At 62.6% G+C, this 12,158-nt stretch carries 9 protein-coding genes and 1 tRNA gene; 7 read left to right on the forward strand and 3 right to left on the reverse strand.

Annotated features, from left to right (window positions below; genetic code table 11):
• Positions 1-49: 49 nt before the first annotated feature.
• Complete coding sequence (locus tag NKI39_RS02600) at positions 50-2,008, forward strand: acetoacetate--CoA ligase (RefSeq protein ID WP_352502212.1); 1,959 nt, start codon at positions 50-52, stop codon at positions 2,006-2,008.
• A 282-nt stretch (positions 2,009-2,290) separates the two neighbouring features.
• Here the strand turns inward: NKI39_RS02600 and NKI39_RS02605 are convergent, their stop codons facing one another.
• Positions 2,291-6,037, reverse strand: a complete 3,747-nt coding sequence (locus NKI39_RS02605; protein ID WP_352830558.1) for a PAS domain S-box protein — start codon at positions 6,035-6,037, stop codon at positions 2,291-2,293.
• A 253-nt stretch (positions 6,038-6,290) separates the two neighbouring features.
• Between NKI39_RS02605 and NKI39_RS02610 the strand changes: the two genes are divergently transcribed.
• Both NKI39_RS02610 and NKI39_RS02615 read left to right on the forward strand, forming a co-directional pair.
• The gene (locus tag NKI39_RS02610; protein WP_254819298.1) at positions 6,291-6,749 is read left to right on the forward strand and encodes a phasin; all 459 of its coding nucleotides are present in this window, start codon (positions 6,291-6,293) and stop codon (positions 6,747-6,749) included.
• Positions 6,750-7,088: 339 nt separating this feature from the next.
• A tRNA-His gene (locus tag NKI39_RS02615) sits at positions 7,089-7,165 on the forward strand.
• A 60-nt stretch (positions 7,166-7,225) separates the two neighbouring features.
• Here NKI39_RS02615 and NKI39_RS02620 read toward each other — a convergent pair.
• Positions 7,226-8,134, reverse strand: a complete 909-nt coding sequence (locus NKI39_RS02620; RefSeq protein ID WP_352502077.1) for a LysR family transcriptional regulator — start codon at positions 8,132-8,134, stop codon at positions 7,226-7,228.
• Between the two features lie 136 nt (positions 8,135-8,270).
• On the opposite strand from NKI39_RS02620, the gene NKI39_RS02625 reads away from it, so the two are divergent.
• From NKI39_RS02625 to NKI39_RS02640, 4 genes are all read left to right on the forward strand, one after another.
• Positions 8,271-9,023: an SDR family NAD(P)-dependent oxidoreductase gene (locus NKI39_RS02625; RefSeq protein ID WP_352472702.1), complete on the forward strand. Its 753-nt coding sequence runs from the start codon at positions 8,271-8,273 to the stop codon at positions 9,021-9,023.
• 86 nt (positions 9,024-9,109) lie between these two features.
• Positions 9,110-9,838: an SDR family oxidoreductase gene (locus tag NKI39_RS02630; protein WP_352502078.1), complete on the forward strand. Its 729-nt coding sequence runs from the start codon at positions 9,110-9,112 to the stop codon at positions 9,836-9,838.
• Positions 9,838-10,182, forward strand: a complete 345-nt coding sequence (locus NKI39_RS02635) for an Atu4866 domain-containing protein (RefSeq protein WP_352502079.1) — start codon at positions 9,838-9,840, stop codon at positions 10,180-10,182. The genes NKI39_RS02630 and NKI39_RS02635 overlap by 1 nt, the downstream gene beginning before the upstream one ends.
• Positions 10,183-10,691: 509 nt before the next feature.
• Entirely contained in the window at positions 10,692-10,946 is a 255-nt protein-coding gene (locus NKI39_RS02640) for a DUF768 domain-containing protein (RefSeq protein WP_023677464.1), read from the forward strand.
• 63 nt (positions 10,947-11,009) lie between these two features.
• On the opposite strand, the gene NKI39_RS02645 is transcribed toward NKI39_RS02640, so the two are convergent.
• Entirely contained in the window at positions 11,010-12,137 is a 1,128-nt protein-coding gene (locus tag NKI39_RS02645; RefSeq protein WP_352502080.1) for a DmpA family aminopeptidase, read from the reverse strand.
• Positions 12,138-12,158: the final 21 nt, after the last annotated feature.

Here is a 12,158-nt window from a genome sequence, read left to right on the forward strand (position 1 = left end):
CTGCTGCATCGCGATATGCATAAGCGATGCAGCCTACGGAGAAACAATGATGGCTGACGACGCACCGCTCTGGATCCCGACGCAAGAGCAGATCGACGCGGCGCCGATGACCGCCTTCATGAACGCCGCGGCGAACATGGCCGGCAAGGTTTTCTCCTCCTATGCCGACCTGCATCGCTGGTCGATCGATGATCGCGAGACCTTCTGGAGCCTGGTCTGGGACTTTTGTGGCATCGTCGGCGACAAGGGCGAACGCGTGCTGGTCGATGGCGACAAGATGCCCGGCGCGACCTTCTTCCCTGATGCGAAGCTGAACTTCGCCGAGAATCTCCTGAAGAAAACCGGGCTTGGCGACGCAATCGTCTTTCGCGGCGAGGACAAGGTCGAGCGGCGGCTGTCCTGGAACGAGCTGCATGCGCTGACCTCGCGCCTGCAGCAGCTTTTCCTGTCGCTCAAGGTGAAGAAGGGCGACCGCATCGCCGCGATGATGCCCAACATGCCGGAGACGGTTGCTGCAATGCTGGCGGCCGCCTCGATCGGCGCGGTCTGGTCGTCCTGCTCCCCAGATTTCGGCGAGCAGGGGGTTCTCGACCGGTTCGGCCAGATCGAGCCTGTCGTGTTCATCGCGCCGGACGGCTACTGGTACAATGGCAAGGCGATCGAAGTCGCCGACAAGATCGCGGCCGTGGCGGGCAAGCTCGCCACCGTCCGCAAAGTCCTCATTGTCGACTATCTCGGTACCTCGCTCGACGTCGCCGCGACCATCGGCAAGGCGGCTGCGCTGGAAGAGGCGCTGTCACCCTTTGGCGCAAGGCCTGTCGCCTACGAAAGGCTGCCGTTTTCGCATCCGCTGTACATCCTGTTTTCATCGGGCACGACCGGCATTCCCAAATGCATTGTCCATTCGGCCGGCGGAACGCTGATCCAGCACGTCAAGGAAGAACGGCTGCATGCCGGCCTGCTCGACGGCGACCGCTTCTTCTACTTCACCACCTGCGGCTGGATGATGTGGAACTGGCTGGTGTCGGGCCTGGCATCGGGCGCCACCTTGCTGCTCTACGACGGCTCGCCGTTCTACCCGGACGGCAATGCGCTGTTCGACTTCGCCGATGCCGAAAAGATGACCTATTTCGGCACCTCGGCCAAATTCATCGATTCCGTGCGCAAGGCCGGCCTGAAGCCGATCGGCACGCATGATCTTTCCAGCGTGCGCACCATCTCATCGACCGGCTCGCCGTTGTCGCCGGAAGATTTCCGCTTCGTCTATGAAGGCATCAAGAAGGACGTGCATCTGGCTTCGATTTCCGGCGGCACCGATATCGTCTCCTGCTTCGTGCTCGGCGTGCCGATCGAACCGGTATGGACCGGCGAGATCCAAGGGCCCGGGCTCGGCCTTGCCGTCGATGTCTGGGACGATGACGGCCGCCCGCTCCGTCAGGAGAAGGGCGAGCTCGTCTGCACCAAGGCGTTTCCGGCGATGCCGATCGGCTTCTGGAACGACCCTGACGGCAGGAAATACAAAGCCGCCTATTTCGAACGTTTCGACGATGTCTGGTGCCACGGCGATTTCGCCGAATGGACCGTCCATGGCGGCCTGATCATCCATGGCCGTTCCGACGCCACGCTCAATCCGGGCGGTGTCAGGATCGGCACGGCGGAGATCTACAATCAGGTCGAGCAGATGCCGGAAATCCTCGAAGCGCTGTGCATCGGCCAGGATTTCGACAATGACGTGCGTGTCGTGCTGTTCGTGCGGCTGGCGGCCGGCGTTGAGCTCGATGCCGAGCTGGAAAAACGCATCCGCGCGAAAATCCGCAGCGGGGCGAGCCCGCGCCACGTGCCGGCCAAGATCGTCGCCGTCAGCGATATTCCGCGCACCAAATCGGGCAAGATCACCGAGCTCGCGGTACGCGACATGGTGCATGGCCGCGCCATCAAGAACAAGGAAGCGCTCGCCAATCCCGAAGCGCTCGAGCTGTTCCGCAACCTGCCGCAGCTTGCCGACTGACCCCGGGATCCAAGGTAGGAGCTGTTTTGAGGTCTCCGGTATCGTTAACAAATTATCTCTTCGGAATTTACCTAGATTTCATGAGTGGTACACATTGGTAAATTTTCCGGCGTGCCGGTAAGGATTTGTTAAGGCCCGGCATCAATAGTCGTGCGTAACTTGAGGGAGAAATCCCGTTCCTCTTAGCCCCGAGAGGATCTGATTCGCTCAAGCCCCGTTGTGACAGCAATCCTATCATTCAAGGCGTCCTGTTGGACGCCTTTTTTCTTTGCGCAACCATAGCTAACCGGCGAGCACGCGGGTCGAGGGAAAGGCGACTTCGACCAAGGTTCCCTCGCCGGGCGTCGAGTTGATGGTGAACCGGGCCCGGTTCGCTTCGACCATCGCCTTGGTCAGCGGCAGCCCAAGACCCGTGCCGTCGCCACGGCCGCGCTTCAGCGCATTGATCTGCTTGAACGGCTTCAGCGCCTGCTCGATCTCGGACTGGCTCATGCCGATGCCGGTATCGCGCACGCGCATGACGACATCGCCGGAGATCTCGTAAGCCGTCGACACGATCACCTGGCCGCCAGCCTGCGTGTAGCGGACGGCGTTCGACAGGATGTTGAGCGCGATCTGCCGCACGCTGCGCAGATCGGCCACCACTTCCGGCAGCCGCGAGGCGAAGCTGGAGCGGATGATGACGCGTTCCCGGTTGGCCTGCGGCTGCATCATCGCCACGGTTTCGGCCAGCGTGTCGTTAAGCGACACCGCCTCATAGGCCATCTCCTGCTGGCCGGCCTCGATTTTCGAAATGTCGAGCAGGTCGTTGACCAGATCGAGCACGTGGTTGCCCGAACGGTTGATGTCGCGCAGATAGTCGCGATAGCGGTCATTGGCCACCGGCCCGAATTTCTCGTCGACCATCAGCTCGGAAAAGCCGATTATGGCGTTGAGCGGCGTGCGGATCTCGTGGCTGATGCGGGCCAGAAAATCGGTCTTCTGCGACGAGGCGCGTTCGGCGACCGCGCGCGCCTGGGTCAAGTCCTCTTCGGCCCGCTTCCACTGGGTGATATCGCGCACCACCGCACAGAAGCCGCTGTCGTTGGGCAGCCTGCCGATGGTCATGAACAGCGGAATGAAACGCCCCTGCGCCTCGCGCCCGATCACCTCGCGGCCATCGTTCATCACGCTTGCAACGCCGGGCTCCGACAACCCCTCGAGATAGTCACGCGCCGCGCGCTGGCTTTCGATCGCAAACAGCGAGACGAACGGTTTGCCGGTCACCTCGTCGCTGTCGAAGCCGAACAGCGCTTCCGCCGGACGGCTAATTGAACGGATCGTTCCGTTACGGCCGATCAGCACGACGCCGTCGGTGGCGGTGTCGATGATAGTGCGCATTTCGGCAATGCGTGCCTTGAGCTCGGAAACATCCGGCTGCGTTTGGTCTTCGGCGGCGCCATGTGGAATGGCTGCTGCCTCGTCGTCGCCGGAACGACGTACGACCAGCATCAGCGCCTTGCCGTTTCCCCAGGGCACGGAGCGTAAAATCGCATCGATCGGAAACTCCTGACCTTCGCGCGTTTTCAGCCGCAGAGCGCGGTCGCCGCCATCCGAACTGCCGTCGTCGGCATAAGGGTCGGCAAACAGCGCGCCGAGCCCGCCAGCCTCGTCCAGGGCATTGAGCGTCGCATAGCCGGTCAATCCGAGGAATTCGTCGTTCGCGTAATGCAGCTGGTCGCCGGAATGGATAAGCACCGGCACTGGCAGCTTGCCGAGGATCGAGGTATCCGGCCCCGTGTTGTCCTCTCCGGCAAACGCCGACGGCACGAAGCCGTCGAGTTTGAGCGGTGGTGCCTGCGGCCGCTCGACGGGCGGCACATGGCCGGCAGCGTCGGCTGCGGCTGCGCTGTCCTCGGACCAATCCTCGCTGTCCTCGGCGTCACGGAAGTCTTCGGCCGTCATGCTGTCGTCGTCGCCATCCCGCGGCGCTTCGGCGACGATCGTTCGACGGTTCGTGCTGGGCTCAACGCCTTCCTGCGCCTCATCTCTGGGTTCGCGGTCGGCATAGTCGAGCAGCGATCCGGAAACAGGGCGTGTGACGGGTTCGCCGGCTTGCGCCTCTGCTACCGCCTCATCCGGCTGCTCGCCGTCAAGTCGGGCGAGGTCCTTCTGGTCCTCGGCATCGGCCTCGGGCGGTTCGGCGGCAGCCGCCTCGCTTTCCGGACCTTGCGCCGGCATCTCACCCTTGTCCGTCGGGCCGGCTTCTTTCAGCTTTGGCTCGTCGGCCTTGCCGGCTGCCTCGACTTTCTCAACCGGCTTCTGCTTTCCGGCGCTGGGCTGTTCTTCGGCCGGGGTGCTGTCCTTCTTGAGACGCTCGCCAATCTCGCGAAACGCGCTGCGTTCCAGCGTCGACAGGCCCTTGTCGTTGGCCGGCTGCCGGTGCTCGGCCAGCCGGATCACCTTGTCGGCAAAGCGCCGCTCGGGTTTTGGCACGATGGTCAATGCCGGCACTTCGCCCCTGAACGGATCGGCGGGTTTAGGTATCTCGGAGAGAGGTTCGACGGCTTTCGGCCCGATGGTCGCGGCAGGTTTCTCCTCGGCGACAAGGGCCATGCCGACGGCATCCGGATCGACCACCGCATCGCCGCTCCTGGCCACGCCGAAACCGCGAAAACCTTCGAAAACGCGGCTGCGGCTGTAAACCGGGAGCGCCGCCAGATCGACGGGTATCTTCAGATCGGTGCCGGCGACCGGCCACAGCACGGAGCGGCCGGACCAGGTGTCGCGCCGTTCGAGCAGGCCGGCGATCTCGCCAGAAGCATCGAGGCCATAGGCGGCCGAAACATCCTCGAAGCGGCGGCCGATCACGTCGGCGGCAGGCTTGCCGACGAGTTCGGCAAATTCCGGCGACAGGGCGCTGAAATGGCCCTCCGCGTCGGTACGCCAGACGAAACGCATGGGCGCGGCGGTGCGATCGATCGCCGAAGCGCGGTGTTCGGCCGGCGAGGCGGCTTTGGTGGCTTTTGCGGCGCTTTCCGGCGAAGTATCCGGGCTGGCCTGCGAAGCGTCCGGGCTGGTCTCGACTTCGCTGGACGCAGCTGCGCCGGGCGGGACCTGCGCGTCGTCGCCGGCATTGAAGTACCAATGGTCATGCTGCGTCGGCGCGTTGCCAACCGTGCGGTGATCGTCGGCCGCGTCGGCAGGTTCGTGCTCCGCCGATGCCGAGGTGCCTTCCATCGCTGCAAGGTCGATCTCCGCCGCGCCGCTGCTGGCGATCGGCTGCTCGTTGTCCTGGTCCGTTGGTTGGGGAAGATCGCCACCGCTCGGTGCCGCTGCCGCCTCGGTTTCCCCGCCGGCGCGTTCGCCATCGGGAGCCTCGCCGTCAAGCCGGTCCTCGTCGATCACCACCAGCAGGTGCCGCTCTTCCGTCAGCCGGGCAAGGCCCGCGGGATAGGAGCTGGACCCACCCGGAACCAGGCGCTTGACGATGCGGTCGCTCTCGTTCGCCACGTCGGCGACAAGCGCGGCCAGCGTCTCAGGCCGGATGCCGAGCGCCGAAAAGCCGTCCGATGCGGCGTCGATATTGCCCTTGGCATCGACAAAGGCGATGTAGTGGCCGTCTTCCGTAAAGCCACCGATGGCGCGGTCGGCGATCTCGGCGGCGCTGCGCGAGCCGGTCTGCGCCGCCGGCAGCGCCAGCATGATTGCTTCCTCGCCATCGGGCATGGTCACCGCGCTGGCCAGGAAACCGACGGCGCGGCTGGTCAGGCCGGTCGCCAGCCGGACCGTGATGGCACGGTCGCGGCCGATCTGCGGAAAACCGCTGGTTGCCATGATCTGGCGCCGGGCGATCAGCGGCAACCCTGCCGAGGCGCCGATGATAGCGCCGATGTCCGGATAGCCGAATACCGCCGCGCCGGGCCCGTTGGCCCAGATCACCTGCTCGAGATCTGCCGACAGAATGGCGATCGCGTCGCCTGCGGCGAAGCGCAGGCGGACGGCGTCGAGCACGGCGACGTCAAGGAAGGAGTAGTTTTCAGCCGGCATGCGCTTGACGACCCTCACAGAGCGGGCAATTTGCGGTTAACGCTTTGTTAATAAAAGCCGACGGCGCGAAGGTCCACAAGTCATAGCGTGCAACCAGCGGAATCTCTAGGCGCGTGGTTAACGCCGCGAACCAAATATTTTATGGTGCGATGCAACAAACATGTTGCAATGCACAAAATTTGCCTTTATATTGCCATGATAGATGAACGAGACGGCATTTTGTCAAAGCCGCTGCCGCTGAAAAGGATGGAAAATGTCCAGGACCAAGACCGCTGAAACGATCGAAAACGTTGAATTCCCGAGCTTCGACGCTTCGAAGGCCACCGACCAGATCCGTGCCTTCGCCGAAAAGGGCGTTGAGCAGTCGAAAGAGGCCTACGCCAAGCTGAAGACCGGCGCCGAGGAGACCCAGAAGGCTCTGGAGTCGACCTACGAGACCGCCAAGTCCGTTTCCAGCGACCTGTCGCTCAAGACCATCGCCGCCCTGCGCGCCAATGCCGAAGCCGGCTTCTCGCATTTCGAAGCGCTGATCGGCGCCAAGTCGCTGTCGGAAGTCGTCGAGTTGCAGACCGCTTTCCTGCGCAAGCGCGTCGAAATGACCGTCGAGCAGGCTAAGGACTTCCAGGCGGTTGCTGCCAAGGCGGCCGAGGACGTCTCCAAGCCGATCAAGACCGCCTTCGAGAAGGCCGTGAAAGAAATCAAGATCGCCTAATATTTGCGCACAGTTTGACGATGCATCAAAAGGTCGCATTTCGTCAGACAAATAGATGTGCGATATAGTGGTTTAAGTGAATACCCGGCGGGTGGAACCTCCTCCCTCTGCCCACCGGGGTGACCAGCCAGCACCTCCTCCCGCTGGCTCGTAACAGGAAAAGGCCGGCACCTCCTCCCGCCGGCCTTTTCTTTTGTCCGGCGGAAAATGACTCGATGCCGGAGCGAGCTTTTGCCTTGCCAAAAGCCTTGAATTAAACTCCGATAGCCCGTATGGACGCATCGCCGAACGACAGAGCGGGTCCCGAACGTTTCATCTCGATCCCGCTCAGGCAAACGTGCCGTTGTAGCTCAGATGGTTAGAGCGCCGGATTGTGGATCCGGAGGTCGCTGGTTCGATCCCAGCCAACGGTACCATTCAGCTTTCAGCCAGGCTTCTGACCAATAGCGCAAGCGATCTCTACGATCCGGTTGCGGTTACCTGCGATCCCGCGCCTGGCGCGTGGCGCGCAGGTGGTCCACGAGGGCTCTCAGCTTCGGCGCGATATTTCGTCGGCTTGGGAAATAGAGATAGAAACCCGCAAACGGCGGAAGATAGCTGTCGAGGATTGGCACGAGCTCGCCGCGGTCGAGCCAGGGGCGGAATGTATCGGCCATGCCGAACGTGATTCCGGCGCCTGCAACGGCCAGCCGGATCATCAGCCACATGTCGTTGGTAGTGATCTCGGGCGCAACCGCCACGTCGAACTCGCGCCCGTCCTCGCCGAACTCCCAGCGATAGGGCGAAACTCCCGGCGCCGGCCGCCAGCCGATGCATCGATGTGCCACAAGCTCGCGCGGATGGGCGGGTGCTCCGAACTTTTCGAGATAGCGCGGAGCGCAGACGGCCATCTGTCGCTGATCGCCCGATACCGGCACGGCAATCATGTCCTGCTCGATCACTTCGCCGAGCCTCACTCCCGCATCATAGCCTTCGGCAACGATGTCGAATTCCTCGTCGGTGACCACAATATCCAGATGCACCTCGGGAAACTTTTCTGCAAAGGACGCCAGCAACGGTCCTGACAGAAAGGCCTCTGCGATAGACGAAACCGCGATCCGCAGGCGGCCGCGCGGGCGGTCCAGCAACTCCGTGGTGGCTTCGATTGCCGCGTTCACGTCGGCGATCGCCGGTGCGACGCTCGCCAGCAGGCGCTCGCCCGCTTCGGTCAGGTTGACGCTGCGTGTCGTGCGCTGCAGCAATGCGATGCCAAGGCGCTGTTCAAGCCTGAGGATGCTCTGGCTGACCGCTGAGCGCGTCACGCCTAGCCGGCCTGCCGCAGCACGAAAATTGCGTTCCTCGGCCACCGCGACGAAGACGGCAATTGCATTGAGATCGATATCCATTGGTTAGTCAAACTTACCATCGAGGTTAACGGCAGGCGGGTTATCGCGACAATGCCATGGCTCTATCTCTGTCGCAACGGCAAGAAGGCTTGATCCTCCCGATCCAAGCCGAAGCCGACCGACAAGGAGATATCCCATGACATCACTCCCTTCCTCCTGGGACCTGGATGGAAAAGTCGCCCTCGTGACCGGCGCGGCACGCGGAATCGGTCGTTGCACGGCGGAGCTGCTGCGTGCCCGCGGGGCCCGGATCGTGGCAAGCGATCTCAGCGACAGCGTACGCGAATTGGAAACCGAGGATGTGGCAACGCTGGTCGGCGATGTCGCCGACGAGGACCTGGCCAGACGCTCGGTCGAACTCGCCGCGAAGCGCTTCGGACGACTGGACATCGTCGTGAACAATGCCGGTCGCACGCTCAACAAACGACTGACTGAGACCTCGGTCGACGACTATGACCGCATCCTGCAGATCAACGCGCGCGGCAGCTTCGTCACTGCCCGTGCCGCTGTGGAACTGATGGCCGCCGGCGGTGGCGGCGCGATCGTCAATGTCTCATCGATCTCGGCGGTTGCGGCCTTCGAGACGCAGGCGGCCTATGCCTCGTCCAAGGCGGCTGTCGCACAGCTGACCAAGGTGATCGCGATCGAATACGGGCGCATGGGCATTCGCTGCAACGCCGTTGCCCCTGGCGTGATCGAAACCGACATCATGGAAGGCGTGGTGGAGAATGGCCGGGAGATGCTGCGCAGCTTCGGCGGCGCGCATCCAATCGGCCGGATCGGCCAGCCGCAAGAAGTTGCCGAGGCCATCGCCTTTCTTGCCTCGCCGGCATCCAGTTTCATCACCGGGGCCTTGTTTCTGGTCGATGGCGGCTACACCGCCCAGTGAGCCCCCAATAGGGCCGGCGCGCAGCGGGAGCTCACCCGCACCAAATCCCTTCACATCGTGAAAATAATCACAGACCAAAAGGATCGATGACCATGAACAGAGTTGTTCTGATCACCGGTGCCTCCAGCGGCATCGGCGCTGGCATTGCCCGCGAGCTTGGCGCGGCAGGTGCGAAGCTGATGCTCGGCGCACGCCGCACCGACCCCCTTGAAGCGCTTGCGGCCGAAATCGAGGCATCTGGTGGAACGGTTCGCGTGCGAGCGCTCGACGTCACCAGGAGGGCGGATGTCGCAGCATTCGCCGAGGCAGCCCGGGCCGAATGGGGCCAGGTCGATGTCATCGTCAACAATGCGGGCGTCATGCCGCTGTCGGCCATGGCAGCCATGAAGGTCGACGAGTGGGAGCTGATGGTGGACGTCAACATCAAGGGTGTTCTGTACGGCGTCGCGGCGGTTCTGCCCGAGATGACGGCACGCGGCTCCGGTCACATCATCAATATCGGTTCCATTGGCGCACTGGCCGTCTCGCCCACGGCTGCCGTCTATTGCGCAACGAAATACGCTGTCCGCGCGATTTCCGATGGGCTCCGCCAGGAGAGTGACGATATCCGCGTAACCTGCATTCATCCTGGCGTGGTGGAAAGCGAGCTGGCGAACACGATCTCCGACGAAGCCGCTGCCGCCGCCATGAAAAGCTGGCGTGCTATTGCACTGAAACCCGATGCCGTCGCCAGGGCAGTGCGCTATGCAATCGAACAGCCCGACGATGTCGACGTCAACGAGATAGTCGTGCGTCCGACGAAGGCGGCGCATTGATGCGATCCACTTTGGCCGCAGTGCTTACGGGTATTGCCGTTGCTGTAGCTCCAACCGGCCTGACCCTTCCTGCAACTCCAATCCTTGCGGAGGAACCAATGACGCACCAAGATCATCCCTATGTCGGAATGTGGGTCACCGAGGATCGCCATATCAGGCACGAACTCCTGCCGAACGGCCGTTATGACGAAGCGCGCGGTGACCGCGAAAGCGCCTACCGGGGACGCTATGACGTGCACGGCAACCACATAGAATACTGGGACGATGCGGGCTTCACCGCGGATGGTGAGTTCGTCGAAGGCGTCCTCTATCATGCCGGCATGATCCTTTACCGCCAGCGGTAGAGAGCCACCCTAGGCAAGCACTTCAGGGTTCCACAAGACGCTATTGCACGCCTTGCATGAGGCGCTCGGCAGCTTGCACGGCAAGGCCCGTCACACCACATATCTCCCAGCAAGCGCGGCGGAAAGAAGCAGGACCGCAAGCAGAGTCGACATTGCAAATGGTTATCACTATATAGCGGCGGCTTTGACGGCTCGCCTCTTACATGGTGCCGGCGAGAGCGCGGTAAATGTGCTAGTCATTGCGACATCTATTGTGATCTAAAACGGCTTGAAAACCGACAAAAAGCAAATAGAAACAATAGCGCGGGTCGAACGAGTTTCCTCGAGAGAATCAGTCCTCAAGAACTAGAACGTGCTCCTTGAACCCTCCATTCCCTTCGGCTCTGTGGACCTCGGACAAGTTCGGCTTGCCGGGCGAAGCCGACTCGGCTCGAATGGCAGCACGCATCTTTTCGAAGATGCCGACGTTTATGATTACCAACCGGCATAGCCGCTAGGGAAACAGCAGTATGAGTGAACACGCAATCGAGTTCTTGCGCGGGTGGATTGGCGAAAAAGTCCACTGCCAGCCCTCGCCAGCCAGGATCGAGAAGCAGGCCGAGACCCTCGCCAGGGAATGTGCGGCCAAGGCGGCCGAAGCCGGCATACCCCTGGAGGATATCCAGGAAGAGGTCGGCGACATTCAGGAGCTCATTGCTTCGAGGCTCGAAGAGGCGGCCGAGGCCGATCAGGACGAGCGGAATTCCAACAAGCCTGCCGGCTGACGGGACCGCCCCCCGGCAAAACCTGCCGGGCGAACATTGCCTGTCTGATGCAGTTGCGCGGTCTTATCGCCGCGCAGCTTTGCCAAATCTCTCCTCGAGCCATGCTTCCGGCAACGCCGGCACGAAATTGTCGTCGCGCCCGGTCATGTCTTCATTGGCGACCAGAGCATTGAGGATTGCCTCTTCCACGCTCTGAACGACGGCGTCGAAGAACGGGTTGATGTCGGCATCCGGTATATAGCCGGCGCTGACCAGCTTGCCGGCCGCGCCGCGCGCCGCGTCGGGATTGGCCGTGCTGAAGGCCAGAAAGATATCGCCGGACGAATTGTATCCATAGCCGCCGGTTAGCGCCACGCCGAGCGGCACGCGTTTCGCCAGCCGTTTCAACTGGTGCGGCATGAATGGCGCATCGGTGGCGACGATCGCGATGATGGAGCTCTTTTCCGCTCGCGGCGTGTTGTCCCGGGTCGCCGGTTCGGCGAGTTCCGCTCCGGCTCTGATGCCACGGATCACGAGGTTCCGCCGTGCACCGAAATTCGACTGGACGAAGCAGCCGATCGTGAAACGCTCTCCATTCCAGTCGACGCGGCGCGAGGATGTGCCGGACCCTGCCTTGAAGCCGAAGGTGATCATGCCTGCGCCGCCGCCGACGCTGCCCTCTTCGATCGGCCCGCTTTCAGCCGTTTCGAGCGCGGAAAACACGTGCTCGAAGCTGACATGGTGGCCGTTGATATCGTTCAGGAAGCCGTCGTAAGTCTCGCCCGCCACCGGCAGCGCCCAGGCGCTGTCGAGCGATTGCGGCAGCACCGCCTGCATCCAGCGCAACGTTGCGTCGCGGCTGACGCCGCAGGAATGCGTGTTGGTGATGGTGATGGGAAGATTGAACGCTCCAAGTTCCTCTATCAGATGCGAGCCGGTCAGTTCGCCATTGCCATTGGCGCTGAACATCCCGGCGAACGCCGGGACGGCCAACTCGCCTCTGGGCCGTGGCAGGATCGCGGTCACGCCGGTGCGTACCGGACCCTTGCCGACGAGGAGCGGCCCATCCCCTGAGATCAGCGTCGTATAGCCCACCGTCACGCCAGGCACATCGGTGATGGCGTTGAAGCGGCCCGGCGTTCCATCGAATGGGATCGCGAAGGCGCGGGCGCGCAGTTTGCCCGAGGGCGTCGCAAGGTGCGGGTCGGTCATTTCACCCTCAAAGAAGTCTTG

Origin of the sequence: Mesorhizobium sp. M0664 (genome assembly GCF_040320565.1) — a bacterium.
Taxonomy (GTDB): Bacteria; Pseudomonadota; Alphaproteobacteria; order Rhizobiales; family Rhizobiaceae; genus Mesorhizobium.

What these genes read in the sequence shown, in the direction of transcription:
- NKI39_RS02600 (WP_352502212.1), top strand. Translation starts at nt 50, where the DNA reads ATGGCTGACGACGCACCGCTCTGGATCCCGACGCAAGAGCAGATCGAC.
- NKI39_RS02605 (WP_352830558.1), bottom strand. Translation starts at nt 6,037, where the DNA reads ATGCCGGCTGAAAACTACTCCTTCCTTGACGTCGCCGTGCTCGACGCC.
- NKI39_RS02610 (WP_254819298.1), top strand. Translation starts at nt 6,291, where the DNA reads ATGTCCAGGACCAAGACCGCTGAAACGATCGAAAACGTTGAATTCCCG.
- NKI39_RS02620 (WP_352502077.1), bottom strand. Translation starts at nt 8,134, where the DNA reads ATGGATATCGATCTCAATGCAATTGCCGTCTTCGTCGCGGTGGCCGAG.
- NKI39_RS02625 (WP_352472702.1), top strand. Translation starts at nt 8,271, where the DNA reads ATGACATCACTCCCTTCCTCCTGGGACCTGGATGGAAAAGTCGCCCTC.
- NKI39_RS02630 (WP_352502078.1), top strand. Translation starts at nt 9,110, where the DNA reads ATGACCATGAACAGAGTTGTTCTGATCACCGGTGCCTCCAGCGGCATC.
- NKI39_RS02635 (WP_352502079.1), top strand. Translation starts at nt 9,838, where the DNA reads ATGCGATCCACTTTGGCCGCAGTGCTTACGGGTATTGCCGTTGCTGTA.
- NKI39_RS02640 (WP_023677464.1), top strand. Translation starts at nt 10,692, where the DNA reads ATGAGTGAACACGCAATCGAGTTCTTGCGCGGGTGGATTGGCGAAAAA.
- NKI39_RS02645 (WP_352502080.1), bottom strand. Translation starts at nt 12,137, where the DNA reads ATGACCGACCCGCACCTTGCGACGCCCTCGGGCAAACTGCGCGCCCGC.